General features: G+C 66.1%; 28 protein-coding genes. 11 read left to right on the plus strand and 17 right to left on the minus strand.

Going from position 1 to position 21,652, the window contains the following annotated elements:
* The first annotated feature begins 27 nt into the window (after positions 1 to 27).
* A complete protein-coding gene (gene mscL, locus Q4G50_RS06485; RefSeq protein ID WP_303376839.1) occupies positions 28 to 423 on the plus strand; it encodes a large conductance mechanosensitive channel protein MscL in 396 nt (131 codons plus the stop codon).
* On the opposite strand, the gene Q4G50_RS06490 is transcribed toward mscL, so the two are convergent.
* The 8 genes from Q4G50_RS06490 to Q4G50_RS06525 form a co-directional block, all read right to left on the minus strand.
* On the minus strand, positions 420 to 620 hold the full coding sequence (locus tag Q4G50_RS06490) for a hypothetical protein (RefSeq protein WP_303376840.1): 201 nt from the start codon (positions 618 to 620) through the stop codon (positions 420 to 422). The genes mscL and Q4G50_RS06490 overlap by 4 nt on opposite strands.
* Entirely contained in the window at positions 613 to 1,197 is a 585-nt protein-coding gene (locus Q4G50_RS06495; RefSeq protein WP_303376876.1) for a molybdenum cofactor biosynthesis protein B, read from the minus strand. The genes Q4G50_RS06490 and Q4G50_RS06495 overlap by 8 nt, the downstream gene beginning before the upstream one ends.
* Before the next feature lie 35 nt (positions 1,198 to 1,232).
* The gene (locus Q4G50_RS06500; protein WP_303376841.1) at positions 1,233 to 2,435 is read right to left on the minus strand and encodes a S1C family serine protease; all 1,203 of its coding nucleotides are present in this window, start codon (positions 2,433 to 2,435) and stop codon (positions 1,233 to 1,235) included.
* Positions 2,436 to 2,487: 52 nt separating this feature from the next.
* The gene (locus Q4G50_RS06505; RefSeq protein ID WP_303376842.1) at positions 2,488 to 3,942 is read right to left on the minus strand and encodes a HAMP domain-containing sensor histidine kinase; all 1,455 of its coding nucleotides are present in this window, start codon (positions 3,940 to 3,942) and stop codon (positions 2,488 to 2,490) included.
* Positions 3,939 to 4,634 carry a response regulator transcription factor gene (locus Q4G50_RS06510; RefSeq protein WP_303376843.1) on the minus strand — a complete coding sequence of 232 codons (696 nt, stop codon included), beginning with the start codon at positions 4,632 to 4,634 and terminating at the stop codon, positions 3,939 to 3,941. The genes Q4G50_RS06505 and Q4G50_RS06510 overlap by 4 nt, the downstream gene beginning before the upstream one ends.
* 93 nt (positions 4,635 to 4,727) lie before the next feature.
* On the minus strand, positions 4,728 to 4,901 hold the full coding sequence (gene rpmF / locus Q4G50_RS06515; RefSeq protein ID WP_085550106.1) for a 50S ribosomal protein L32: 174 nt from the start codon (positions 4,899 to 4,901) through the stop codon (positions 4,728 to 4,730).
* A 15-nt stretch (positions 4,902 to 4,916) separates the two neighbouring features.
* On the minus strand, positions 4,917 to 5,183 hold the full coding sequence (locus Q4G50_RS06520; RefSeq protein ID WP_085550107.1) for a type B 50S ribosomal protein L31: 267 nt from the start codon (positions 5,181 to 5,183) through the stop codon (positions 4,917 to 4,919).
* A 128-nt stretch (positions 5,184 to 5,311) separates the two neighbouring features.
* Positions 5,312 to 6,166, minus strand: a complete 855-nt coding sequence (locus Q4G50_RS06525; RefSeq protein ID WP_303376844.1) for a CPBP family intramembrane glutamic endopeptidase — start codon at positions 6,164 to 6,166, stop codon at positions 5,312 to 5,314.
* A 112-nt stretch (positions 6,167 to 6,278) separates the two neighbouring features.
* Here Q4G50_RS06525 and Q4G50_RS06530 point away from each other — a divergent pair, with 112 nt between their 5' ends.
* The 8 genes from Q4G50_RS06530 (at position 6,279) to Q4G50_RS06565 (ending at position 10,899) form a co-directional block, all read left to right on the plus strand.
* A complete protein-coding gene (locus Q4G50_RS06530; RefSeq protein ID WP_303376845.1) occupies positions 6,279 to 7,373 on the plus strand; it encodes a sensor histidine kinase in 1,095 nt (364 codons plus the stop codon).
* Positions 7,370 to 7,996 carry a response regulator transcription factor gene (locus Q4G50_RS06535; RefSeq protein ID WP_303376846.1) on the plus strand — a complete coding sequence of 209 codons (627 nt, stop codon included), beginning with the start codon at positions 7,370 to 7,372 and terminating at the stop codon, positions 7,994 to 7,996. The genes Q4G50_RS06530 and Q4G50_RS06535 overlap by 4 nt, the downstream gene beginning before the upstream one ends.
* A gap of 195 nt (positions 7,997 to 8,191) precedes the next feature.
* Positions 8,192 to 8,428, plus strand: coding sequence for a 50S ribosomal protein L28 (rpmB, locus tag Q4G50_RS06540; protein ID WP_303376847.1), 237 nt, complete (start codon positions 8,192 to 8,194; stop codon positions 8,426 to 8,428).
* 3 nt (positions 8,429 to 8,431) lie between these two features.
* Positions 8,432 to 8,596: a 50S ribosomal protein L33 gene (gene rpmG / locus Q4G50_RS06545; protein WP_040085297.1), complete on the plus strand. Its 165-nt coding sequence runs from the start codon at positions 8,432 to 8,434 to the stop codon at positions 8,594 to 8,596.
* A 3-nt stretch (positions 8,597 to 8,599) separates the two neighbouring features.
* A complete protein-coding gene (gene rpsN, locus Q4G50_RS06550) occupies positions 8,600 to 8,905 on the plus strand; it encodes a 30S ribosomal protein S14 (protein ID WP_303376848.1) in 306 nt (101 codons plus the stop codon).
* Between the two features lie 12 nt (positions 8,906 to 8,917).
* Positions 8,918 to 9,166 carry a 30S ribosomal protein S18 gene (rpsR, locus tag Q4G50_RS06555; protein ID WP_303376849.1) on the plus strand — a complete coding sequence of 83 codons (249 nt, stop codon included), beginning with the start codon at positions 8,918 to 8,920 and terminating at the stop codon, positions 9,164 to 9,166.
* 141 nt (positions 9,167 to 9,307) lie between these two features.
* Positions 9,308 to 10,192, plus strand: coding sequence for a putative nucleotidyltransferase substrate binding domain-containing protein (locus tag Q4G50_RS06560; protein WP_303376850.1), 885 nt, complete (start codon positions 9,308 to 9,310; stop codon positions 10,190 to 10,192).
* A gap of 47 nt (positions 10,193 to 10,239) precedes the next feature.
* Positions 10,240 to 10,899, plus strand: a complete 660-nt coding sequence (locus tag Q4G50_RS06565) for a TetR/AcrR family transcriptional regulator (protein ID WP_303376851.1) — start codon at positions 10,240 to 10,242, stop codon at positions 10,897 to 10,899.
* A 71-nt stretch (positions 10,900 to 10,970) separates the two neighbouring features.
* Here the strand turns inward: Q4G50_RS06565 and Q4G50_RS06570 are convergent, their stop codons facing one another.
* The gene (locus tag Q4G50_RS06570; protein ID WP_303376852.1) at positions 10,971 to 11,771 is read right to left on the minus strand and encodes a CoA ester lyase; all 801 of its coding nucleotides are present in this window, start codon (positions 11,769 to 11,771) and stop codon (positions 10,971 to 10,973) included.
* Positions 11,772 to 11,846: 75 nt separating this feature from the next.
* Between Q4G50_RS06570 and Q4G50_RS06575 the strand changes: the two genes are divergently transcribed.
* Complete coding sequence (locus Q4G50_RS06575) at positions 11,847 to 12,731, plus strand: RDD family protein (RefSeq protein WP_303376853.1); 885 nt, start codon at positions 11,847 to 11,849, stop codon at positions 12,729 to 12,731.
* On the opposite strand, the gene Q4G50_RS06580 is transcribed toward Q4G50_RS06575, so the two are convergent.
* The 5 genes from Q4G50_RS06580 to Q4G50_RS06600 all read right to left on the minus strand — a co-directional run bounded on the left by Q4G50_RS06580 (position 12,721) and on the right by Q4G50_RS06600 (position 17,130).
* Positions 12,721 to 13,389: a hypothetical protein gene (locus Q4G50_RS06580; RefSeq protein WP_303376854.1), complete on the minus strand. Its 669-nt coding sequence runs from the start codon at positions 13,387 to 13,389 to the stop codon at positions 12,721 to 12,723. The genes Q4G50_RS06575 and Q4G50_RS06580 overlap by 11 nt on opposite strands.
* A gap of 30 nt (positions 13,390 to 13,419) precedes the next feature.
* Positions 13,420 to 14,883 (minus strand): serine/threonine-protein kinase, encoded by a 1,464-nt coding sequence (locus Q4G50_RS06585; protein ID WP_303376855.1) that lies wholly within the window; start codon positions 14,881 to 14,883, stop codon positions 13,420 to 13,422.
* 102 nt (positions 14,884 to 14,985) lie between these two features.
* Positions 14,986 to 15,642 (minus strand): DNA-binding response regulator, encoded by a 657-nt coding sequence (locus tag Q4G50_RS06590; protein ID WP_303376856.1) that lies wholly within the window; start codon positions 15,640 to 15,642, stop codon positions 14,986 to 14,988.
* A 16-nt stretch (positions 15,643 to 15,658) separates the two neighbouring features.
* Positions 15,659 to 16,492 (minus strand): hypothetical protein, encoded by an 834-nt coding sequence (locus Q4G50_RS06595; RefSeq protein ID WP_303376857.1) that lies wholly within the window; start codon positions 16,490 to 16,492, stop codon positions 15,659 to 15,661.
* On the minus strand, positions 16,489 to 17,130 hold the full coding sequence (locus Q4G50_RS06600; RefSeq protein WP_303376858.1) for a hypothetical protein: 642 nt from the start codon (positions 17,128 to 17,130) through the stop codon (positions 16,489 to 16,491). The genes Q4G50_RS06595 and Q4G50_RS06600 overlap by 4 nt, the downstream gene beginning before the upstream one ends.
* A 196-nt stretch (positions 17,131 to 17,326) precedes the next feature.
* Here Q4G50_RS06600 and Q4G50_RS06605 point away from each other — a divergent pair, with 196 nt between their 5' ends.
* Entirely contained in the window at positions 17,327 to 17,932 is a 606-nt protein-coding gene (locus tag Q4G50_RS06605; protein WP_303376859.1) for a hypothetical protein, read from the plus strand.
* 67 nt (positions 17,933 to 17,999) lie between these two features.
* Here Q4G50_RS06605 and purH read toward each other — a convergent pair whose 3' ends face one another.
* From purH to Q4G50_RS06620, 3 genes are read right to left on the minus strand one after another with little or no spacing between them, the layout of a single operon-like run.
* A complete protein-coding gene (gene purH / locus Q4G50_RS06610) occupies positions 18,000 to 19,571 on the minus strand; it encodes a bifunctional phosphoribosylaminoimidazolecarboxamide formyltransferase/IMP cyclohydrolase (RefSeq protein ID WP_303376860.1) in 1,572 nt (523 codons plus the stop codon).
* On the minus strand, positions 19,564 to 20,163 hold the full coding sequence (purN, locus tag Q4G50_RS06615) for a phosphoribosylglycinamide formyltransferase (RefSeq protein ID WP_303376861.1): 600 nt from the start codon (positions 20,161 to 20,163) through the stop codon (positions 19,564 to 19,566). Before purN ends, purH begins: the two co-directional genes overlap by 8 nt.
* Before the next feature lie 10 nt (positions 20,164 to 20,173).
* Complete coding sequence (locus tag Q4G50_RS06620; RefSeq protein ID WP_303376862.1) at positions 20,174 to 21,625, minus strand: DUF6350 family protein; 1,452 nt, start codon at positions 21,623 to 21,625, stop codon at positions 20,174 to 20,176.
* Positions 21,626 to 21,652 lie beyond the last annotated feature (27 nt).

Consider the following 21,652-nt stretch of genomic DNA (forward strand, 5'->3'; position numbering starts at 1 on the left):
TCTCAGATTCCACCGGAAGGACCCACCATGTTCCAGGGCTTCAAGGAATTCATCATGCGCGGCAACGTCATCGACCTTGCCGTCGCCGTGGTCATCGGCGGTGCCTTCACCGCTATTGTCACTGCATTCTCCGACAACCTCATCAACCCGCTCATCGCCGCTCTCGGCGGTGCTGATGTGTCCGGCCTCGGCTTCCACATCATCTCCGGCAACGACGCCACCTTCCTCGACTTCGGCGCCGTCATCACCGCAGCCATCAACTTCCTGCTGATTGCCGCAGTCGTCTACTTCGTCATCGTCGCCCCGATGAACAAGCTCAACGAGATCGCCGCCGCCAAGCGTGGCATCAAGCAGGACGAGGAAGAGCCGCAGCCGACCGACGTCGAGCTCCTCACCGAGATCCGCGACCTGCTCAAGCGCTAGTAATGGGGAGGGCGCTGCTCGCGCCAGAACTCCTCCGCGGGAAGAGACTCCTCGGCCTCCGGGTCGAGGACAACTTCCCGCTCCTCATCCGCCGCCCGGACATTCCCGAACAGGGAGTCCGGGCGGTCGGCGTCTCGGTCGATGTCGGGAGCATCGGAGCGCCGCACCACGCGCCGCCGGGGCCTACGGTTACTCAACGCTGTACTTCTGCAGTTGGTCGATGACGTGGTGGACCAGCGGCGTCAACGTCGCCATGCCGTCGCGGACCGCCGCCCGGGAGGCCGCGAGGTTGACCACCACCGTGGAGCCGGATACCCCCGAGATACCCCGGGAGGTGCAGGCGTCGACCGCGCCGCACGCCAGGCCAGAGGAACGCAGCGCCTGGGCGATACCAGGCACCAGCTGGTCCAGCACCGCCCGCGTCGCCTCCGGTGTCTTGTCCCGGGGGCCGACCCCGGTGCCGCCGACCGTAAGGACCAGGTCCACTCCCCCGATCACGGCAGTCTCAATGGCCTGCCGGATCTGCGACTTCTTCGAACGCACCGACAGCACCCCGTCGACTGCGAAACCTGCCTCCACCAAAAGTTCGGTGACCAGCCGGTCGGTGTCCTCACCTGAGCCGAGAACGTGGTCTGCCACCAGCACCACGAGTGCCCGGCGGCGCGCTGGCGGGGTGTCCTCCCGTTCAGTGGCAATCAAAAATGCGGTGTCCGGTTCGGCCACATCCAGAAGCGCAGACGTGCGCGGGGACTCTTCGGTGGTGTGCACGATGATCTCCTGACATTCTTCGGATTTAATGTTTTTAGAATCTACTCTGTGGTCAGCGTAACCTCTACCTCTCGACTCTGCCCCGTATCCGGCTGGGAAATTTCCAGGGTGACGGTCTGCCCGAATTCCAGGGAGCGGATGGATGCGACAAGGGCATCAGAATTATCCACAATGCGCTCATCGACCCGTTTGATGACATCACCCGGCTGGATGCCCGCCTGCTCGGCAGGGCTCCCGGGCTCCACGGTGTTGACCAGCGCACCATGCTGATCGCTCCGCCCAGCCACTTGCACGCCGAGCATCGGGTGCGAGGCTTCACCAGTGGCGATAAGTTGCTCGGCCACGCGTTTGGCGAAGTTGGCCGGGATGGCAAACCCGAGGCCGATCGAACCGGCCTCCCCGGAGCTCATCGAGGCAATGACCGAATTCATGCCGACGATATTGCCCGCCATGTCGACGAGCGGTCCACCCGAGTTACCGGGGTTGATCGCAGCATCGGTCTGAATCGCGTCGATCAGCGAGGACTCCCCACCACCGTCGGAGGCCCGCACCGGGCGATTCAGTGCAGAGACGATGCCCGAGGTGACTGTGGCACTCAGGCCCAGCGGCGAGCCGATCGCCACGACTTCCTGCCCCACCCGCAGTACATCGGAATCACCGAAGGAGATGACCGGCAGGTCCGCGACATCACGGATCTTCACCACCGCGATATCAGTCGCCGCATCGGAGGCCACGTAGTCGGCGGGGAGGGTGCGGCCGTCGTTAAGCATGACCTCGATGAGCCCGTTGCCGCCCTCCGCCCCAGAGACGACATGGTGATTGGTCAGCACATAGCCATCCGAGGAAATGATCGAACCGGACCCCTCCCCTGCGCCCCGGCGGGTAGCCACCTGCAGAGACACGACGGTCGGCAGCACGTTGGCAGCCACGGCCTCGACGCCACCTTCCGGCGCCTCCGGGGCCGGGGCGCTGGATTCCTCCAGTGCGTTGACCGTCTCCCCGCCGGTGGCTCCGCTATCACCTGCATTCGAGGCCACGAGGCCGACGATCGACCCGGAGGCGACAGAACCGACGAGCATCAGCGCCAACGCGGTACCCAGGCCGACGCTGCGCTTAGTCCGCTGCGGCGGCTCGGGCGACTGGGGGTCCGGCGCCGGGCTGGTGGAGGTGGGCCACTGGTACGGCGAAGTCACGGGCTCGTATTGCGCGCCTGACCGCTGCCCCGGGGTGTTGTTCTCATGCATGCCCACCATTGTCTCCCTCTGCTCTGAACCATTCCTGGCTCATTTCTGAAGGTTACCTGGACGCCTTGACCTGCGGGCGCCCCGGCAGTTCCACGACAACCCGCGCGCCGCCGTCACTGGATTCCTCCACCCACGCTCGCCCACCGTGCCGCTGGATGGTCTGCTTCACGATGGCCAACCCCAGCCCCGAGCCCGGCTGGGAGCGCGACTCCGGCGAGCGGTAGAAACGTTCGAAGACCCGCTCCCGATCCTCCACCGGGACTCCGGGACCGGAATCGGCGATCGACAGGCGGACGCGGTCGTCGGCAAGCTGTTGCATCCGAACCCGCACGACACCGCCCGACGGCGACCACTTGGCGGCGTTGTCCAGCAGGTTGAGCGTGGCGCGGCCGAGGGAGAACTGGTCCCCCGACAGCTCCCAGCCGAAGGTCCGCAGATCGAAATCGATGTCCGCGCGACGCCGCCGCACGCGCTCCAGGGAGGTAGCCAGCACAACGTCGAGGTCGACCACCTCGACCGCAGGCTCCGTGGCGTCCTCGCGAGCCAGGTCAACGAGGTCACCGATAAGTGTCGACAGCTCCGTCATCTGCGCCAACACGTCGCGCTCCAGGTCCTGCCGGTCCTCCGCAGAAATGCGGTCCCCGGCACCCGGCTGGTGCAACATCATGAGCAGCTCAATGTTCGTCCGCATCGACGTCAAAGGCGTCTTCAATTCGTGGCCGGCGTCTGCCACCAGCTGGGACTGGCGGGTCCGCGATTCCTGCAGCGCCTCCAACATCGCGTTGAAGGATCGCGTCATCTGGGCCAACTCATCATTGCCGTGCACCTCGATGGGGCGCAGATCGTCGGTGCGGGCAACGTAGTCCACGGCCCGCTGCAAACGCTGCAGAGGCTTCAGGCCGGCGGCCGCCACGACAAGACCGGACACGATCGCCAGGAGGGTACCCAGGCCGGCGATTGCCAACAGGACCATGCCCAGCGTGGTGATGAGATCATGGGTGCCACTCATGTCCTGGGCGAGGACCACTGTCGCGCCGGTGGCATCCGACTTCGACAGAATCCGTTCCCCGCCAACCGTCCGGAACATGGTTTCCAGCTCCGTGGCGCGGAGATCACCACCCACCGGGATGACGTCCCCACGCGAGAACGACCATCCCGGCGGGGACACCGACACCCGCGTGTCCGGATTATAGGACTTGAACTGACGGATCTCCCGGTCAATGTTGGTCAGGTAGAAGGGGTCGATCGTCTTTTCCAGCAACGCGTTCGCCAGCCGGTCCAGGTTCCGGTCGACACCGGAGGTCAGCGCACGCGACACCGTCAGATACGCCAGGAAAGTCATCAGCCCGATGGCGAAGGACACCACGGCGAAAGTGAGCACCGCCAAGCGCCACCGCAGTGGGGTGCGCTGCGCCCAGGAATTCTCCGGCGACACCGTGACGGTGACCGGACGTTGCTCCGCGGCCGGTATATCGGCCGCTGCGGAGCTCCTGCGGCGCAGGATCACGGGGCGGTCTCCCGCAGGACGTAACCGACGCCACGGACCGTGTGGATGAGACGGGACTCGCCCTCAGCTTCGGTCTTGCGACGCAGGTAGCCGATGTAGACCTCGAGAGCGTTTCCGGAGGTGGGGAAATCATAGCCCCACACTTCCTCCAGGATGGTGGCGCGAGACAGCACCCGGCGCGGGTTCCGCATGAGCAGCTGCAGAAGGGCGAACTCGGTGCGGGTGAGGCTTATTTGACGGCCATCACGGACGACGTCGCGGGTCTCGGAGTTCAGGCGCAGATCCTCAAAGACCAGGTCCTGGTCGTCCTCCTGGTTGGCGGGGTTCTCCACCGCAGCGCGGCGCAGCAGGGAACGGACGCGGGCGAGCAATTCTTCCAGCGCGAAGGGTTTGGGCAGGTAGTCATCGGCGCCGGCATCGAGGCCGGAGACACGATCGGCGACGCCGTCGCGTGCGGTGAGGACGAGGATGGGGCGGTCGTAGCCGTCTCCGCGCAGGGTACGGCAGACTTCGAGCCCGTCCATGCGGGGCATCATCACGTCGAGAATGATGAGATCGGGTTGCTCCCGCTCGATTGCCTCCATTGCCTCGACCCCGTCTTCGGCGAGTACTACTTCGTACCCGTTGAAAAGGAGGGATCGTCGGAGGGATTCACGGACTGCCTGCTCGTCGTCCACCACAAGAAGTTTCATGTACTCCATTATGTACTAGGCGGAAAACAAAAACACCGCTCCCCTCCACAAAGTGGAGGGGAAGCGGTGTTGCGGTATCGCGCTCAGTCGATACTAGAACTGCTCGACCTCGACCAGGCCCAGCTGTGCGGCCTTGACCAGGCGACGCGGGATGCGGACGGTCTGGCCGTCCACCTTGACCTCCTGGAGGGCGACGTTGTCGGCCTTCCACTGGGAGCGGCGCATGCGCGTGTTAGCGCGGGACATCTTTCGCTTCGGAACTGCCATGGTTCTTCTACCTCCTTAGGCCTTCTTCTTGCGGCGGGCCATGCCGCCGAAACGCTTCTCGAACTTCTCGACGCGGCCAGCGGTGTCCATGACACGCTGTGCACCGGTCCAGAAGGGGTGGGACTCGCTGGTGACGTCAACGACGATCAACGGGTACTCATTACCGTCTTCCCACTCGACAGTGCGATCAGACTTGACGGTGGAACGGGTCAGGAACTTGAAGCCGGTACCGGCGTCCTGGAAGACCACCGGGTGGTAGTCGGGGTGGATATCATTCTTCATGAAGTCTCGATTCCCTCAGGATTGAACATCAGGTCGGTTCCAGGGCATGGCTCGCAGAGGCCCGGATCGTGCCTGAGTTGGGTTGGAGATTGACAACTCGGACCATCCTACTCCCCGAGTGCCGGATCTTAAAATTCCGTGCTATGGGGCGCGCGCCGGCGGTGCCACAACGCCAGGATCACCGCGCCTACCAGGAGCTGCGCCACCCCGAGCATCACCCAGGCCACCGTCCCGAGGTCGAGCGGATGCACCGCGGATGCCACCGCCAGCCAGATGTGCATGCCGCCGTGGGTTCCCACCGCCCACCACACCGACCCGCGCCACAACACCACCGCACCGCCGAGCACCGCCATACCGAAGGGCATGGCCAGGTACCAGACGTGATCGCTCAGGCTCTGCTGCCCGCCAGAAGACACCAGGTGGATGACGGTGAAGGCTAGCGTCGTCCACGCCAGGGTCAGCCACGGACGGTTCCGGGTGACGTGGAAGAACCAGCCACGGTAGATCAGTTCCTCCGGCAGGCCCTGCAGCAGGACCGCCCGCACGAAGAGCAGGATGAGGAGTAGCCCCAGCGGCACCTGCTCGACGTCGCGTCCGTCGAGATTCGGGATCTCCGCGGCGCCGGTCTGCAGAGCAGCCAACAGGACCCACGCGGGGATGATCGCCAGCGCGACGAGTGCCAGCCCGCCGACAAAGCCGGGCAGCAGGCTTCTCCACCGCGTCAGGCCCGTCACGGAAATCGACACCCCCTCCACCCACCGCATCCACGCCACCACTCCAGCGACGACGATGAGCGGGGTGATCAGGAAGATGAGGGATGCAGCCGCCAACTGAGCCTCCTCCTCTGTCCAGCGCCGCTCCGCCCAGTGGTGGAGCGGCACGCGGGCGAAGTTCGCAGCGGCCAGCCAGATGGTGCCGATGATCACGCGGATGAGCACGCCCCACCAGGTGAGGGGAAGCAGTGGTTTATTCTGTGTATCCATATCTGCAGACGCTATGCGCGCCCGGTCGCCTGCCAGAAGCCCCGGCGGTCACGGTTTTCGCGAGCGAAATTCATGACCCGGGTCATGGGTGTCTGCCGGTAGCGTCAACAGCATGGACCGACGGTTACTCACCTTCTTCTTCGGCGTCGCCTGGCTGTTGTTCCTGGGTGCGGTGTTAGCAGAGCACCGACCGGTGGAGCACCAGATCATCGGCGGGGTTACTGCGGTGGTGCTGCTCGGGTCGTGGTGCCTGTGGTTGTTGCGCCCGGGAACGCCGACGGCGCTTGCCTTCGCCGCCGTGGGACTGGCGTCTTTTCTTGTCGCCAACTCCCCGGTGAGTATCGGCATGCAGTGGATGACCCTCATCGTGTTGTTGTTGTCGCTGAGCGCCGGGGCCGCGCTGGCCTACGGCGCGGTGATCATCCTGGTGACGGCGGGGGTTCACCTGTTCACCGGCAGCCCGTGGACGCTTGTCCTGATAGAGGGTGGCAATGCGATCCTGCTGGTCGCCGCTGGGCTGGCTGTGGCTGGGCTGATCCGGGGGCGGCAGCGGGCCCTCGATGACCTGCAGACGGCCAACGCCCGTCTCCGCGCCAGCCTGCGGGATTCGCGGGAGCTGGCGCTGTCCCAGGAACGTGAGCGCATCGCAGCGTCCCTGCACGACGGTTTGGGCCACCGGCTGACCACTATCGGCCTGAGTCTCGATTACTCGGCGCGGATGATCGAGCGGGATCCAGATAAGGCCCGCGCGGAGATCCTGCGCGCCCGCGAGGCCACGACCGACTCCCTCAATGTCATGCGTTCCACCGTGCGGGCGATGCGTCCGATCACGCTTATCGACGATCACCTCACCGCCACACTCCACCAGTTCGCCGCCTCCTTCGACACCACAGGCCTACAAGTCACGGTAGACGCTGATCTCCCTCAGGAGCCGCCGCCGGAGCAGGCGCAGCTGATCCTCCGTTTCGTGCAGGAGGCCCTGACCAACGTCGTGCGTCACGCGGACGCCGACGAGGTCCACATCACGGTGCACGATCACCGGGTGTCGCTGGCCGACAACGGCCGCGGCAACGACGCGGAACCCTCCTTCGGCCTGCGCACCCTGCAACAGGCCGCAGCCGAGCTCGGCGGGCGCATGGACATCGACCCGCATGGCGGCCTCACCGGGGGCTGCCGACTCACGCTCACTCTCCCGGAGGCATCATGACCCTGCGCGTCCTACTCATCGACGACCACGACATGCTGCTGCGCGGCCTTACCCTGCTCTTTGAGACCATCGACGGCATCGACATCGTCGCCACCACCACCGATGGTTCCCGCGCGCTGCACCTGGCCCGCGAACACGACGTCGACGTCATCATCACCGATGCCGCCATGCCCGGCACCGACGGCCTGGCCGTGGTCCGAGCCTGCGCGCCACACCTGCCCACCCTGGTGCTCACCACTTTCGACGACGCCCGCTTGGTCGCCGAGCTCGTTGCCGCCGGCGCCTCCGGCTACCTGCTCAAGGACGTCTCACCGGACGACCTGGCGGCCGCGATCCGGGCCGCCGCCCAGGGCGGTATGATCCTGGATCCCCGGGTGGCGCGCTACGCGTGGGCGTCGACAAGCGATACCGGCGGTGACGACAGTGAGCTGGCGGTGCTGACGAGGACAGAACGCATCGTCGCCAAGCTGGTGGCGCAGGGCCGCAACAACCACGAGATCGCCGCGGAACTGGTGCTGGCGGAAGGCACCGTGAAAAACCACCTCTCAGCGCTGCTGCGCAAGCTGCACGCACGCGATCGGACGATGCTGGCCCTGCGGTTGGCGAAGGCCTTTGGGCTGTGAACTCGGGATTAGGTTTTCAGGGGCGCGGGCTGTAGAGTTGTCCCTTGCTGTTGTCGAAGTAAACGTCTACGCCCCGTCAGCTGGTGAAAGACTGCGCCCCGACCCGTACTCAGTCACGAGGGTACGCGGAACCCAATCGGTGCGGCGCGGTCCTTGCATGCTTTTCGACGTGGGCGGCTAGGAGAAAGAAAACCCATGTCGGCTATTTGCCAGGTCACGGGACGTACGCCGCAGTTCGGCAAGACCGTCTCGCACTCGCACCGACGTCACTCGCGCCGTTGGAACCCCAACGTGCAGCGTCGTCGGTTCTTCCTGCCCTCCGAGGGCCGTACCATCACCCTGAACGTTTCCACCAAGGGTCTCAAGATCATCGACCGTGACGGCATTGAGTCTGTCGTCGCCAAGATCCGTGCACGTGGGGAGAAGATCTAAGTAATGGCACGTAATGACATTCGTCCGATCATCAAGCTGAAGTCCACGGCTGGCACCGGTTACACCTATGTCACCCGTAAGAACAAGCGCAACAACCCCGATCGCATCTCGCTGATGAAGTTCGATCCGATCGCCCGCAAGCACGTCGAATTCCGCGAGGAGCGATAATCTATGGCTAAGAAGTCCAAGATCGCCAAGAACGAGCAGCGCAAGGAAATCGTCGCCCGCTACGCGGAGCGTCGCGCTGAGCTCAAGGCCATCATCTCTAACCCGAACACCTCTGACGAGGACCGTCTCGACGCACAGTTCGAGCTGAACCGTCAGCCGCGCGACGCCTCCCCGGTGCGCGTCCGCAACCGCGACTCCCACGATGGTCGCCCCCGCGGTTTCCTCCGCAAGTTCGGTCTGTCCCGTGTCCGCATGCGCGAGATGGCTCACCGCGGTGAGCTGCCGGGCGTCCGTAAGTCCAGCTGGTAAGGAGTGGCATCAATGAAGCGCACCAACCCCCGTAAGCAGCGGATGGAGCAGTCCCGCCGCCCCAAGAAGAACCCGCTCAAGGCCGAAGGCATTGAGAAGGTGGACTACAAGGACATCAAGACCCTTCGTCTGTTCATCTCTGACCGCCACAAGATCCGTTCCCGCCGCGTCACCGGCCTGACCCCGCAGCAGCAGCGTCAGGTCGCCACCGCCGTGAAGAACGCACGCGAGATGGCCCTCCTGCCGTTCACCAGCCGCTAAACCGGTTGACAGGACGCAGTCACAACAGCGCACTTTTGCCGCTGGCTGTGTGACACGGTAGAAGTACTTCAGGCACCGCCCGCCCCCCACTTCGGGGACGGGCGGTGCCTTTGTGTCGTGGCCGTTTGGTAGTTTTTCATCATGCATCCCTCCCTGTCGGAACTGAACACCGAAGCCCGTCGCGCCTCCTCCCCCACGATGGCCCGCGGCATCCTGGCGGAGGCGCAGGAGCTCATGCGCAATGCGCTCGATCACGGCGAGTCGGAGCCGGCGCTGGCGTTGTGGTTCTCGCACACGCTGCAGGAATGGGCGCTGAGTCCGGCGGTGGAGGAGATCACCGGCGGTTCGCGCCTTTTGTTCACCGGCCCGGTGGCGCGTTGCGACGCCATCCCCACCGACACCGTGACCTGGTTCATCATCGGTGAGGCCCCGGACGCGAACGAGCAGCTCCGGGAGCTTGTCGACGCCGCCGCTCTCCCCGTCGGCGACCTACCGGCACCAGCACCCCAGGCACACTGGGACGCTGCGGCGTCGGCAGCGGCGTCGCAGGGGGACGCAGATAAGCTCGCCTACTGGGTGGATGCTGGCTACCTCGACGGCCCGGCCGTGGCGGAAGCGCTACTCGCGCCGTCGCTGGCGCACCTGCCGCCGATGCTGCGCCTGGCGGAGGGACTGCCCGACTATGACACCCCGGTGGATGTCCGCGGCTCCCTCATGGACCCGGTCGTGGCGGTCGCCCGCTGGGCAGGGCTTCTGGCCGGCGCCCGCGGCGGCAATGCCCCGCACCGCCTGGGCACGGCGCAGCACCAGGGAATCCTCACCGAGGATGAGGCGGAGGCGCTCACCCAGGCCTGGTCCACCGGCCTGAGCATGGAGCTACGCGCCTGGCGGCACGGTACCTGGGGGCAGGAGGAGACGATGCGCTCCCTGCCGTCGCTGGACCGCAGTGCCTACGGGGCGGCTGCGCGGCTGGTGAGCGTGGCGCTGCGTTCAATCGCGGGACGTCACGGCATTGCCCTGCCTTAACGCTGGTATCTTTAGTCGAACAGAAAACCTGAGGAAGGAGTGGCTCGATGGCACGTGCAGTCGGTCGTCCCCGCAAGCACAGTCCGCGGCGCCGTGGTTCCACGGCCCGGGAAGAGATTCTCGATGCCTCCGCCGAGTTGTTCACCACCCAGGGCTTCGCGTCGACGTCGACCCACCAGATCGCCGATGCGGTGGGCATCCGCCAGGCGTCCCTGTACTACCACTTCCCGTCGAAGACGGAGATCTTCCTCACGCTGCTGAAATCGACGATTGAGCCGTCCACCGAGCTGGCCGATGTCCTCGGCGAGTCGGATGCCTCCCCGGCGTTACGGCTGTGGGCGCTCGTGGCTGCGGAGGCCCGGCTGCTTCTGTCCACCCGCTGGAACATCGGGCGTCTCTACCAGCTGCCGGTGGCGGCGTCGGAGGAGTTCGCGGAGTACCACACGCAGCGCACCCAGCTGCGGGAGTTGTTCCGCGTGCTGGCCGCCGCCCTAGTCGGGGAGGATGACCCGCGGGCAGATCTGCCCTTCCACATTGCGTTGTCCGTCATTGAGATGCGGGATAACGACGGCACGATTCCGGCCGAGTTGTCAGATTCTGTGTTGCCGCCGATCGCCGTCATGCTTGCCGACGCCGCCCTCGACGTCCTCCACGCCCCGCTCCCCGAAGATCGCGTCGAACGCACCCTGGCCTTGATCAGTGAGTAGCTGTCTGGCGCGCCGTCTCATCGCCTTTCTTATCGACGTCGCCCTCGCCGACCGGACTGCCCGCACTGTGGTCATTCAGCGCGGGCCAGGATGCGCTCTGCCTGGCTGATCAGCGGGGCGTCGATCATCATGCCGTCCACCTGGAAGGCACCACCATGGGTGGCAGCCTGGGCGAGCACCTTCCGCGCCCACTCCACCTGCTCGGCCTCCGGGCGGTAGGCGCGGCGGACGGTCTCCACCTGCGCCGGATGGATACACGCGGTACCAAGGAAACCGGAACGCGCGGCGTCGAGAGCCTCCGCGAACTGGCCGCCTTCATCGCGGAAATCCGCGTGGATCGCATCGATGGCGAACTTGCCTGCGGCCGCCGCATGGAGGAGCACCTGGGAGCGGGCATGCCGGATGACGTCCCGGTACTCCCCGGCCGCTGATTCATCCGACTGGCGCCGGGAATGCGTGCCGCCGAGCAGGGTGATCAGGTCCTCGGCTCCCCAGAACAGGCCGATCACCTCCTGGCGCGCCACAATTCCGGCGATGTTGACCACCGCCTGCGGAGTCTCGATCATGGCGATGACATCGAGGCCGTCGAGCCCCGCGGGCAGCGAGGACTCGACCTTGGGGACCATGACGGAGTTCAGGCCCAGCTCCCGGGCGAGGGCGACGTCGTCAAGAAAAGACGGTGACAGAGGGCCGACGGTGCGCAGGATGGTGCGGGTGGGATCCAGCTCGGCTTGCTTAAGCGCCGCGTGATGATCACCTGTGCCGGCGCCATCCTCCAGATCCACGATGACAGTATCCGCCCGCTCATACGCCTTCGGGATCAACTCCGGGCGGTGCACGGGGGCAAAAAGAAACGCGGGTCCAAAGTTCATGAGAACCAGTATGGACTACTGAGCGAAAGTGGCGCCCGCCACAGGCCAACACCTTCCGCGGGTAGCATCGGCCCCATGAACGGCACCGCCCACCCAGCGCCGCCGGAGCACCTGGCCCCCGCCCCGGCGGGACTGCTCACGCGCGGGGCCGCCACCGGTGGTGAAGTCCTCGCCGTCATCCTCACCGGACTGGCGCTGCAGGCGCTGACCCGGCAACCACTCGGGTGGGACGTGGTGGCCTCCACCATGCTCATCGCCGCGGCGCTGCGGATTGTCACTGAGACCGGCTGGGGTGCCAGCCCGGGTAAGTGGCTGGCCGGGATCCGGGTGAAATTCCCCGGGGAGGCCCGCTGGATGCGCCTGCCACAGTCCCTGTTACGCAACACGTGGCTGTGGCTGCCGCCGTTGACCGTGCTGTTTCGGCCGCAGGAGGAAGAATTGTGGGTGATGGCGACGGCGGTCGGCATCTCCATCGTCCTGGGCCCGGACCGCCGTTCGGTCACGGACCTGTTGGCCGGGGCATTCGTCATCGACCCTTCCGCGCCCCGCCGGGTTGCCGACCCGGTGGATCATGTCTCCCCACGCCGGGCTCTGGCGTGGGCGGTGGATATGGCACTGGCAACACTCGCTGGCCTGGCGCTGGCGCCGGTGCTGGACTGGTCGTGGTGGGCGCGCGGCCTGGTGGTTCTGGCCGTGATCCGGCTGCTCAGCGAAACCCTGGGTGTGCCCTCCCCCGGCAAGGCCCTGTTGCGGGTGCGGGTGGACTACCCCGCCGGCCTGCGCGTGGTGCGGGCGATAGCACGCAACCTGTGGCTGCTGCCCGCCATCCTCATCGCCGCGACCGTCGGGCACTCCGTGTTGCTGGTGGAGGGTTTCATCGCCTTGACGTTCATCTACATCCCTGCCCAGCGCAGTGTCACGGACCTGCTCGCGCAGGCGAAGGTGCGGGTCAGCGGGTAGCCACGTCGTAGAGCGGGACGGAGTTGGCGAGGGTGCCGTTGGTGTAGATGTCAACGACGTCATAGTCCACGACAATCCGATTCGGTGTCACATCGACAACAAAGCGACCGGGGTTGGTCTGGGTGGCCGGTTCGTTGAGGTGGCCGTCGAAAACCCAGGAACGGTAGGTCAGCCCGCCCGCGCCGTCACAGATCGTGATCCAGGCGTTGTCGCCGCGACCGGCGTACACGAGGCTCTCGCCACCGCCACAGCGGGTGATGGTGTTGTCGTCCCAGCCATCGGCACGCAAGCCCGGCACGGAGGATTCGGGTGCCTCCCGCTGGGTGGTGGCCGTGGTCGTCCGCGTCGTGGTCGTGCGGTGAGTAGTGGTCTCTTCCTCGGGCTCCGGCTGAGGTTCCTGCGTCTCCACGACCGTTGACTGCACCACCACCGTGCCCCCGGCCGGGGCCGAACTGGTGGAGGAGCCGAACACGCCGGAGGTGTAGAGCAGCCAGCCGAGGAGGCTGACCGCGGCAATGGCCAGGACCGCCACCACGGCAATAAGCACCCCGACCATCGCCCCACCACGCTTGGGTTGGGCCTGGGAGTACTGCGGCGGGTACTGCTGGTACTCCGGCGTCGGCTGGGTTTGCGGGTTGTGGTCCCAGGGGTTGCTCATGGTCTCTCCTGTGTCTTCCTAGGGCCTATTTCAGCACACCGGGATCTGGGTGGTGGTGTCAGCCGCATTCGGGCCGGAGTAGAACAAAGCGAAGCGGTGCGCAGTATTGGTGGGGACAATCGCGTGGCGGGCATCCCCCGCGGGCCAGCTGGCGATCTCGCAGTTGTTGTACAGCCAGTGGGTGGCCTCGTGCGGGGTCAGCGCCTCATCGCGCTGGGAACCGGAACCGTAGTCCACGATGTGCAGGGTACGTTCCGCATCACTGCAGGTCACCGCGCCGCGTTGCCCTTCCTCACGGGACCCGGCGGCACACGACAGGCCATCCCAGCCGCTGAGGTTCTGGAAGCGGGGCACCAGCTGCGGGAAGGCGGAGACGATCGGCGCTTCCTCGTTCTCCCACGAGGGGTAGGCCCGCATGAACCACGCCACCCCGCCGAGCACGCCGCCAAGCAGGAGGATAAGCACCAGCAACAGGCTGATGAGCCCGGTGGAGGATCCGCGTTGCGGGGCGGGCGGCAGGGGCGGGGCGATCATCGTCGGGGCGTAGGTCTCCGACTGCGGGGCGGGGGCCGGCGGGCGGTCGATGGAGCGGGAACCGCCGGCCTGGCTCAATGCCTGGATGAACTCAACGGCAGTCTGGTAGCGGTACGCCGGTGCCGGGGCCAGGGCCTTGCGCAGGACTTTTTCCACGCCCTCGAGGTTGCCCTGGTCAGCCTGATGGATGCCCAGTTCGCGCAAGTGCGGGAGGGGGCGATCGGGGTTGGCCCATTCGTCGACGCTCATGGTGTCCTTGTAGGAGGCCAAGGTAAGCATCTCGAAGGCGATGAGGGTGAGCGCGTAGTTGTCGGAGGCGGCCGTCGGGGTGTTGTGGACAGTGCCCTGGGCGCCGTGGGTACCACCGGGGAAAAGTTCGGGGGCGTAGTAGCGTTCGGTGCCGATCATCACGGACAGGCTGGTGATGCGGGTGTCATCGGCGGCGAGGCTGATGCCGAAGTCGGTGAGCAGGGAACGCACCTCGGTGTTACCGCGGCGAGGCACGAGGATGTTGCCGGGTTTGACGTCGCGGTGGATGACGGCGGGCTGCATCCGCAGGTGCAGGTGATCAAGCGCAGCGGCGATGGGGCGGAGCAGCTCGACGGTCTCCTCGATGGTGAAACGGTTGCCCCATTCCCGCCGGGTGCGGATCAGGGAAGCGAGATCGTCGCCGTCGATGTAGTCCATGACGAAGTACGCGCGATCGTCGTCAAGCGTATCCGCCGAATGGATCGTGACCACCGCGGAATGCTTGATTTTCGCCAGCGTGCGCATCTCGGATTCGAAGCGGGCGAGGCTGGCCGCGGCGTCGAGAAGCTCTGTCGACAGCAACTTAATGGCGACCCGGCGGTCAAGTTTCGGATCCCTCGCCCGGTAGACGACGCCCATGCCGCCGCGCCCGATCTCCTCAATGTCGGTGAAGTCGTGGCGCTCCCGCAGGACCTCGAAGAATTCCGCCATGACTGTCACCGCCCTTCCCGTTCGTTGTTACCTCACTGATAGTCGCACACCGCACCGGATTACCCCCGGCTGGCGGGGAGCACTCCCCCCCCGCAATGATGCTTATCGACGCTTCCTCGCCGCCGCATACCGCGCCAGCGACACCCGATACGGGGTGGTGATCGGCTCCCCGTCCTGCATCAGCCGCTTGCACAACCGCTCGATACGGTGGTTGGTAGCCTTTTCCGTCCACCCGAGCCGCTCCGCGACTTCCCGGACGGTAGGAATGTCATGGTCACCGGCCCCCGGGTGGCGCAGCAACGGATCGGCGAGCGCGTCCATGAGGCGACGCTGCTCCTCGGTCGGGGTGTGCCGGGCGTAGGTCTCATCGGTGTCGGCGTCCGGGGTCACCGGCCCCGGGCGGGCGAGATCCCGGTTGGGAATGTCAATGTGCAGCTCGTAGAGGCGCTCCGGGGTGGAGAAGGTGATGACAGTCGGCCCCACCGGCACCGGCATCACTGCACCGGGACCGAGGGTGAGACGGGAGAAGGTACGCGCCCCGCGGGGTTCGATATCGACGGTGATGTGCGAACCCTTGTTGACGATCATCCACCCCTGCCCCGCGTACCAGATCTGCAGGAGAATGCGATGTAGATAGCGGTCATCGGTGCCGACGGGAAAGCTCCCGGCGCGCCCGATCGTCGTTTCCTCGCCTGGCTGCAGCATGATGCGACTGCCGATGAGATCGTTGATAATCAGCGGCGGTGGTCCCTCAGTCACGTCCTGATCCTCCTGGTTAACAGCGTGCGACTGGTAATTCTGCCATGTCACCGAGAATTTCGGTGATGATCGTCGTCATCGCCTGGGCGTCGGCGAAGCTTCCCGACGCCGGGGTCGCCGCCACAGCCACCGCCCGCTTACCGTCTGCGGCGGGCACCAGCCCCAGCTGGCGTGCCGTGTACACACCGTTGAAGTCCGGGCCCCAGCCGCCTTTGAAACGAGCACCGGGGATAATTCCCAGCCCCCACGCCTGGGACGGATCGACGGCGGCCATATCCGCAAGCACCGTCTCCGCCCCCGCGATGCACGGCAGATGCGCGGCGAATCGGGCCTGGTCAGCGGGTGACCAGGGGGTCTGTCCGAAGATACTGAACTCCGGTCGCAGTACCTCCTGGTTCACGGCTGTCCCGGCCTGGCCTTCGGCGAGAACCGCGTCCACCCCCGCCGGGCCCGCCACCTGCCACAAGGTTTCGGCGGCAGCGTTGTCGGAGATGCGGATCGCCGCTGACACGCTCGGGGCCAGCTCGGGGTTGATGCGCAGCGCCGCAATCGCCAGCGGCACCTTGACCGTCGACCACGCCGGGGTGGCGGACATCTCACCCGCCTGCCAGGTGTCGACGCCATCGGAGACCGCCACCCCAGCGCTCCCCCCGTACTGCGTGATCGCCGCGGTGACCGCCTGTTCCAGTACCGCGGCGTCGACCGACTCCTGCGCCGGGACCGGGGCCGGAACCGGATCGGTGGTCTCCGTCTCTGTCACGGTGACCACCACATCAGGCTCCTCCTCATCGACCGGGATGGTGCAGCCGGTGAGCGCTACGGCTAGAAGGAGAGTCCAGGCCCTCCTCATGAGATATGCACGACAGCATTATTGCCGCCGGTGCAGGTGACGTAGGAGCCATTGTCACGGCAGGTCATGGTGTATGTCTGCCCCGTGACTGAGCTAAAGACCCGCAAGGTGGCGTCGGTGTCGCCGGTGTCGAGGTAATTGCGCACGAACGCATCACGCACGGCATTGGCGAAAGGCTCACTGGTCACCGTGGTGCCACGCCACACGCTGTTGAAATCACCCGTCGGGGCGTTATCGCGGGCAGCGGAGTTCGCCGGAATGGAACCCGAAGGCACCGCCTGCTCACCGCGCTCCCGTTCCCGCTCGCGGGGTTCGGTGGTGGGTGTCTGCGCCTGCTCCCCCGGCGCGACCTGCACGGTGCTGGTGAAAGTGGAGGTCACCGGCCCACTGGCCTGCGACCCACTGCCCCCGAACCACCCGAACAACCAGCCTGCGACACCCACCGTCGCAATGATCACCGCCAGCGCGATGGCCAGCAGAATCCACAGCCAGCCCTTCGACTGCGTCGGCTGCTGATACTGCTGGTACTGGGGTTGCGGCGGCTGCTGGGCCCACTGATTGGTCGGCGGTGCCTGCTGCCACCCCTGTCCACCCGAGCTTGAGTTCTGCTCCCACGGATTCTGCGGATGATCATTCATCGGGGCGGGCCTTTCTCAGCACACTCTGGATATAACCTGTGCACTCATCGTCCCACATCGAGTGGCCTCACGTGCCAATACCCCACCCGACCGGGGAGTGCTCCCCGACGGCTCCTCGAAGGGGCGGACACCGTTTTACGGTGAGGTCACATCCGCAGAGAGCGGATCTCCCTCCCCCAAAGACAAGGACCCCGTCATGACCCGCTTCGCCCGCCGCGCCGCCGTCACTGTCACCGCCCTCGCGGTCGCTCTCGCCCCAGTAAACGCCGCCCATGCCAACGACCTCCGCGACAGCCTCAACACAGCCAACCAGGGACTGCAGGTGGCCCAGCAAGGCGTCAACCTGCTGAACCAGGCCTCCCCTGCCCTCAGCTCCGGATCTTCCGCCTCCTCTCCGCGCCCGGGTGGCGGCGGTAGCCCGTCCGCCGCCATTGGCGGCGAGTACCTCAACAACTACAACCTAACCGCCACCATGGGTGGTCGGGAGTACCAGTTTTCGAACTACAAGCACGGGTCCAAGGCTTCCCAGTACTGGAACCTCGACAAGCCCTACTCCCGCCTGACTGCGACCCTCGGCTTCGATGACAAGCACCTGGTCACGGGCTACAAGGCCAAGGTTGTGGTCCGCGCCGACGGGGTCATCCTCGACGAGTACGAGGTCCACTCCGGTAGCCAGCGTCATATCGACCTGAAGCTGAACAGCCCGGCCATGCTCCGCTTCGACTGGACGATCACCAACCACGCGGACCAGCCCGGTACCCAGTCGCGCTTCATCATCGGCTCCCCGAAGGTCTACCGCTAGGGCCCCTACAACATAAAGCGCCGTGACGGATCATCCCCGTCACGGCGCTGTTGCCTACCCGCGCAGCTTAGTGCGCGAAGTGGCGTGCCCCGGTGAAGTACATGGTCACGCCAGCCTTTTCGGCGGCGGCGATGACCTCGTCGTCACGGATGGACCCACCCGGGGAGACGACGGCCTTCACGCCGGCATCAGCAAGCACCTCGAAACCGTCCGCGAAGGGGAAGAACGCATCGGACGCGGCGACGGCACCCTGGGTGCGCTTCGCACCCTGGCCGAGAGTGTTGGCGCGCTCGACGGCCAGCTTGGCGGAGTCCACGCGGTTGACCTGTCCCATGCCGACGCCGACGGTGGCGGAATCGCGGGAGATGAGGATCGCGTTGGACTTGACCGAACGCACGGCGGTCCAGGCGAACTGCAGATCGGCGAGGACCTGCTCGCTGACGGCCTGGCCGGCGGCCAGGGTCCAGTTGGCTGCCGTGTCGCCCTCGGCCTGGAGGGTGTCGCGCTCCTGGACGAGGACGCCACCGGAGATCTCCTTGACTTCCAGCCCGGCGCGCTTGAGCGGCTCCGCCTGGAGGACGCGGATGTTCTTCTTGCGGGCCAGCACGTCGATGGCGCCGGAAGCGTAGGACGGGGCGATGATGACCTCGGTGAAGATGTCGGCGACCTGCTCGGCCATGGCGACGGTGATCTCCCGGTTGGCGGCGATGACGCCACCGAAGGCGGACATCGGGTCGCAGGCATGTGCCCGGCGGTGGGCGTCGGCGATAGAGGTGTCGGACACGGCGATGCCGCAGGGGTTGGCGTGCTTGATGATGGCCACGCAGGCGCGCTCATGGTCCCAGGCGGCGCGCCAGGCTGCCTCGGCGTCCTGGTAGTTGTTGTAGCTCATCTCCTTGCCGTGCAGCTGCTCGGCGTTGGCCAGCCCACCGGCACCCTTGTCGGCGTAGAGGGCGGCGGCCTGGTGCGGGTTCTCGCCGTAGCGCAGGGTGGCGGTCAGCTCGTGGGAGGAACCGATCCAGGTGGGGAACTCGCCCTCTTCTGCAGCCTGCTCGCCGAGCCAGGTGGCCACGGCAACGTCGTAGGCGGCGGTGTGGCGGAAGGCGTCGAGTGCCAGGCGGGTGCGCTCGGCGCGGGTGAAACCACCGCCGGTGAGGGCGGCGGCAACATCGTCGTAGCGGGCCGGGTCGACGACGACGGCGACAGAGGGGTGGTTCTTGGCGGAGGCGCGCACCATGGACGGCCCACCGATGTCGATCTGCTCGACGCAGGCATCAAAGTCCGCGCCCGAGGCGACGGTCTCGGTGAAGGGGTAGAGGTTGACCACCACCAGCTGGAATGGCTCGACGCCCAGGTCGTCGAGCTGGTTGAGGTGGTCGTCCTTGCGGGTGTCGGCGAGGATGCCGGCGTGGACCTTCGGGTGCAGGGTCTTCACGCGACCCTCGAGGCATTCGGGGAAGCCGGTGAGATTCTCGACGGGGGTGACCGGGATGCCCTGGTCAGCGATCTTCGCGGCGGTCGAGCCGGTGGAGACGATCTCCACGCCGGCGTCGTGCAGCGACTTCGCCAGGCCCTCCAGCCCAGTCTTGTCGTACACGCTGATCAGCGCGCGCTTGATTACCTTCCGATCATCACTCATGGATGAACTCAACCTTCCTGGTGGTCTCGTCAATGGTTGCTTCTCGAAGCACCGACACAATCAGCTGGCGCTCGATCTTCTTGATCCGCTCGTGGAGGGAGCTTTCGGTGTCATCCGGTTCCACGTCGACCGCCTGCTGGGCGATGATCGGGCCCGTGTCCACGCCCGCGTCGATGTAATGGACTGTGGAACCGGTGACCTTCACGCCGTAGGCGAGTGCGTCGCGGACGGCATGGGCGCCCGGGAACGACGGCAGCAGCGCCGGGTGGGTGTTGATGATGCGACCACCGAAGCGGTCAAGGACGCCGGCGCCGAGAATCTTCATGAACCCGGCGGATACGACGATCCCCGGGTTCCCTTCAGCGATGACGTCTGCGAGAGTGACGTTCCAGGCGGCCCGGTCGGATCCCAATTCCACGACCCGCGTATCGACGCCCGCCCCTTCCGCACGCTCCAGCGCCGCACACGGTACATCGGCGATGACGAGAGACACGCGGTAGTGATCGTCCTGGTTGTCCAGGATCGACTGCAGCAAAGTGCCGCTACCGGACACGAGCACAACGACGTTGAGGGGATCGAGGGTGGAAGTCACCCGATTGATCTTAGTCCCTGGGAGCCTCTTCTTCGCCCTTCTCGTCGACTTCCTCCCCGGGCTCCCCCGATTCCGTGGGAGCCGGAGGCTCTTCGTCCACCGCGGGCTCTTCATCCGACTCGGGCTCCGGCTCTGGATCTTCCTCAACGACTTCACCGTCGACGATCTCTTCCGGCTCTTCTTCCACCTCAGGTTCCGGTTCCGGAGCTTCCTCTGGTTCTGCTTCCGGTTCTTCCTTTGCTTCGCGACGCTCTGCCAGCTTCCCGATCAACGCCGCCGCCACACCGATACCGGCGGTCCAGGCGAAGGCGAGACCCGCGGTCAGCCAGTGCATGGGGCCGACCCCACCGATCTCCCCGAGACGCCCGGAGATGAGGTAGCCGGCAAGGAGGGTGAACAGGGCGACGAATGCGGCGGTGACCAGTGTCTGCACGATACTGAACCGCACCCCACCGAGGGCATAGGCCACGGCCATGGACGTAATGAGCAGCAGCAGGATCGACCACTGGTGCGCCCATCCCGGGATGATGGCCAGCAGCGGCAGCGGGGGCAGGGCGGTGAGGTCAATGGCATACAGCGAGATGGATGCCGCGCCGATATGGAACTCGGAGCCGAAGAGCACCCCTACCGCGGCGATCACCGCGTTGGGGATATAGAGGAGGCTGATCAACGCCACCGCCAGCACACCGAGCCCACTGTTATATAGGGACGCCACCTCTACCTGGCGCTGCCAGCCGATCGCCGCCAGGGCGACGAGGATCACCAGGGCACCCGCGGACAGGTACATGAGGATGCGGGCGGCGATGGAGGCGGCGTCGATAAGCCATTCGGGGGCGTTGTAGCGTCGCAACAACGCGCGCCACAGGCGGCCGCCCATGCCGATACCCAGGGCCAGCGCGTGCAGGATGAGAGTGCGCGCGATGGCGTGGCCGAGTGGGGGCGGGCCGACGTCGAAGACGCGGCCAGCGTCCCACATCATGGCGGCGGCGATGAGCGTGAGGAGCAGGGGAATGCCGATGACGCCGGCGGCGAGGACCAACAGGTCGGCGATGCTCACCCGCTCGCGGACGGCGACGCGCACGCGGCGGGCGATGAGCGCCACCAGCCCCATGGCGGGCAGTAGGGGCAGGACACCAAGCACTGTGCCGTCCGCCACGACTGGGGAAAGGTTAAGAATCAGCCACATTTGGGCGATGGTGGCGGGCAGAGCCGCCAACGTGGTGCGTGTCACAAGCAGCCCCGCCAGGGCCACCGCGATGATCGCCAGCACCACCACGCCGTGGGGGATGGCTGCCACCGGGAGATAACGACGCAGCCGCCCCTTCACACCGGTCAGCGGCGTGGGGTCGGTGGCGCGGGTGCTGCCGTGGCGAACCGCCGCGTCACCTGCGGAAGTTCCACCGGTGCGGATCTTTCGCGGGCGCCGGACGGGCCGGGACTGGGGGCTGGTTTTCTTGCTCATCACCTCCCCACTGTGCCACGATGGACC

It is taken from the genome of Corynebacterium sp. (genome assembly GCF_030538285.1).
Classification (GTDB): domain Bacteria; phylum Actinomycetota; class Actinomycetes; order Mycobacteriales; family Mycobacteriaceae; genus Corynebacterium.

Bases quoted from the DNA above. Each gene is read 5' to 3' on its own strand.
- Q4G50_RS06575 (WP_303376853.1), top strand. From the start codon at position 11,847: ATGAACGGCACCGCCCACCCAGCGCCGCCGGAGCACCTGGCCCCCGCC.
- Q4G50_RS06565 (WP_303376851.1), top strand. From the start codon at position 10,240: ATGGCACGTGCAGTCGGTCGTCCCCGCAAGCACAGTCCGCGGCGCCGT.
- Q4G50_RS06580 (WP_303376854.1), bottom strand. From the start codon at position 13,389: ATGAGCAACCCCTGGGACCACAACCCGCAAACCCAGCCGACGCCGGAG.
- rpmF (WP_085550106.1), bottom strand. From the start codon at position 4,901: ATGGCAGTTCCGAAGCGAAAGATGTCCCGCGCTAACACGCGCATGCGC.
- rpsN (WP_303376848.1), top strand. From the start codon at position 8,600: ATGGCTAAGAAGTCCAAGATCGCCAAGAACGAGCAGCGCAAGGAAATC.
- rpsR (WP_303376849.1), top strand. From the start codon at position 8,918: ATGAAGCGCACCAACCCCCGTAAGCAGCGGATGGAGCAGTCCCGCCGC.
- Q4G50_RS06600 (WP_303376858.1), bottom strand. From the start codon at position 17,130: ATGAATGATCATCCGCAGAATCCGTGGGAGCAGAACTCAAGCTCGGGT.
- Q4G50_RS06605 (WP_303376859.1), top strand. From the start codon at position 17,327: ATGACCCGCTTCGCCCGCCGCGCCGCCGTCACTGTCACCGCCCTCGCG.
- Q4G50_RS06535 (WP_303376846.1), top strand. From the start codon at position 7,370: ATGACCCTGCGCGTCCTACTCATCGACGACCACGACATGCTGCTGCGC.
- Q4G50_RS06520 (WP_085550107.1), bottom strand. From the start codon at position 5,183: ATGAAGAATGATATCCACCCCGACTACCACCCGGTGGTCTTCCAGGAC.
- Q4G50_RS06560 (WP_303376850.1), top strand. From the start codon at position 9,308: ATGCATCCCTCCCTGTCGGAACTGAACACCGAAGCCCGTCGCGCCTCC.
- Q4G50_RS06525 (WP_303376844.1), bottom strand. From the start codon at position 6,166: ATGGATACACAGAATAAACCACTGCTTCCCCTCACCTGGTGGGGCGTG.
- Q4G50_RS06570 (WP_303376852.1), bottom strand. From the start codon at position 11,771: ATGAACTTTGGACCCGCGTTTCTTTTTGCCCCCGTGCACCGCCCGGAG.
- Q4G50_RS06620 (WP_303376862.1), bottom strand. From the start codon at position 21,625: ATGAGCAAGAAAACCAGCCCCCAGTCCCGGCCCGTCCGGCGCCCGCGA.
- purH (WP_303376860.1), bottom strand. From the start codon at position 19,571: ATGAGTGATGATCGGAAGGTAATCAAGCGCGCGCTGATCAGCGTGTAC.
- mscL (WP_303376839.1), top strand. From the start codon at position 28: ATGTTCCAGGGCTTCAAGGAATTCATCATGCGCGGCAACGTCATCGAC.
- rpmB (WP_303376847.1), top strand. From the start codon at position 8,192: ATGTCGGCTATTTGCCAGGTCACGGGACGTACGCCGCAGTTCGGCAAG.
- Q4G50_RS06500 (WP_303376841.1), bottom strand. From the start codon at position 2,435: ATGCATGAGAACAACACCCCGGGGCAGCGGTCAGGCGCGCAATACGAG.
- Q4G50_RS06585 (WP_303376855.1), bottom strand. From the start codon at position 14,883: ATGGCGGAATTCTTCGAGGTCCTGCGGGAGCGCCACGACTTCACCGAC.
- Q4G50_RS06510 (WP_303376843.1), bottom strand. From the start codon at position 4,634: ATGAAACTTCTTGTGGTGGACGACGAGCAGGCAGTCCGTGAATCCCTC.
- Q4G50_RS06595 (WP_303376857.1), bottom strand. From the start codon at position 16,492: ATGAGGAGGGCCTGGACTCTCCTTCTAGCCGTAGCGCTCACCGGCTGC.
- Q4G50_RS06530 (WP_303376845.1), top strand. From the start codon at position 6,279: ATGGACCGACGGTTACTCACCTTCTTCTTCGGCGTCGCCTGGCTGTTG.
- rpmG (WP_040085297.1), top strand. From the start codon at position 8,432: ATGGCACGTAATGACATTCGTCCGATCATCAAGCTGAAGTCCACGGCT.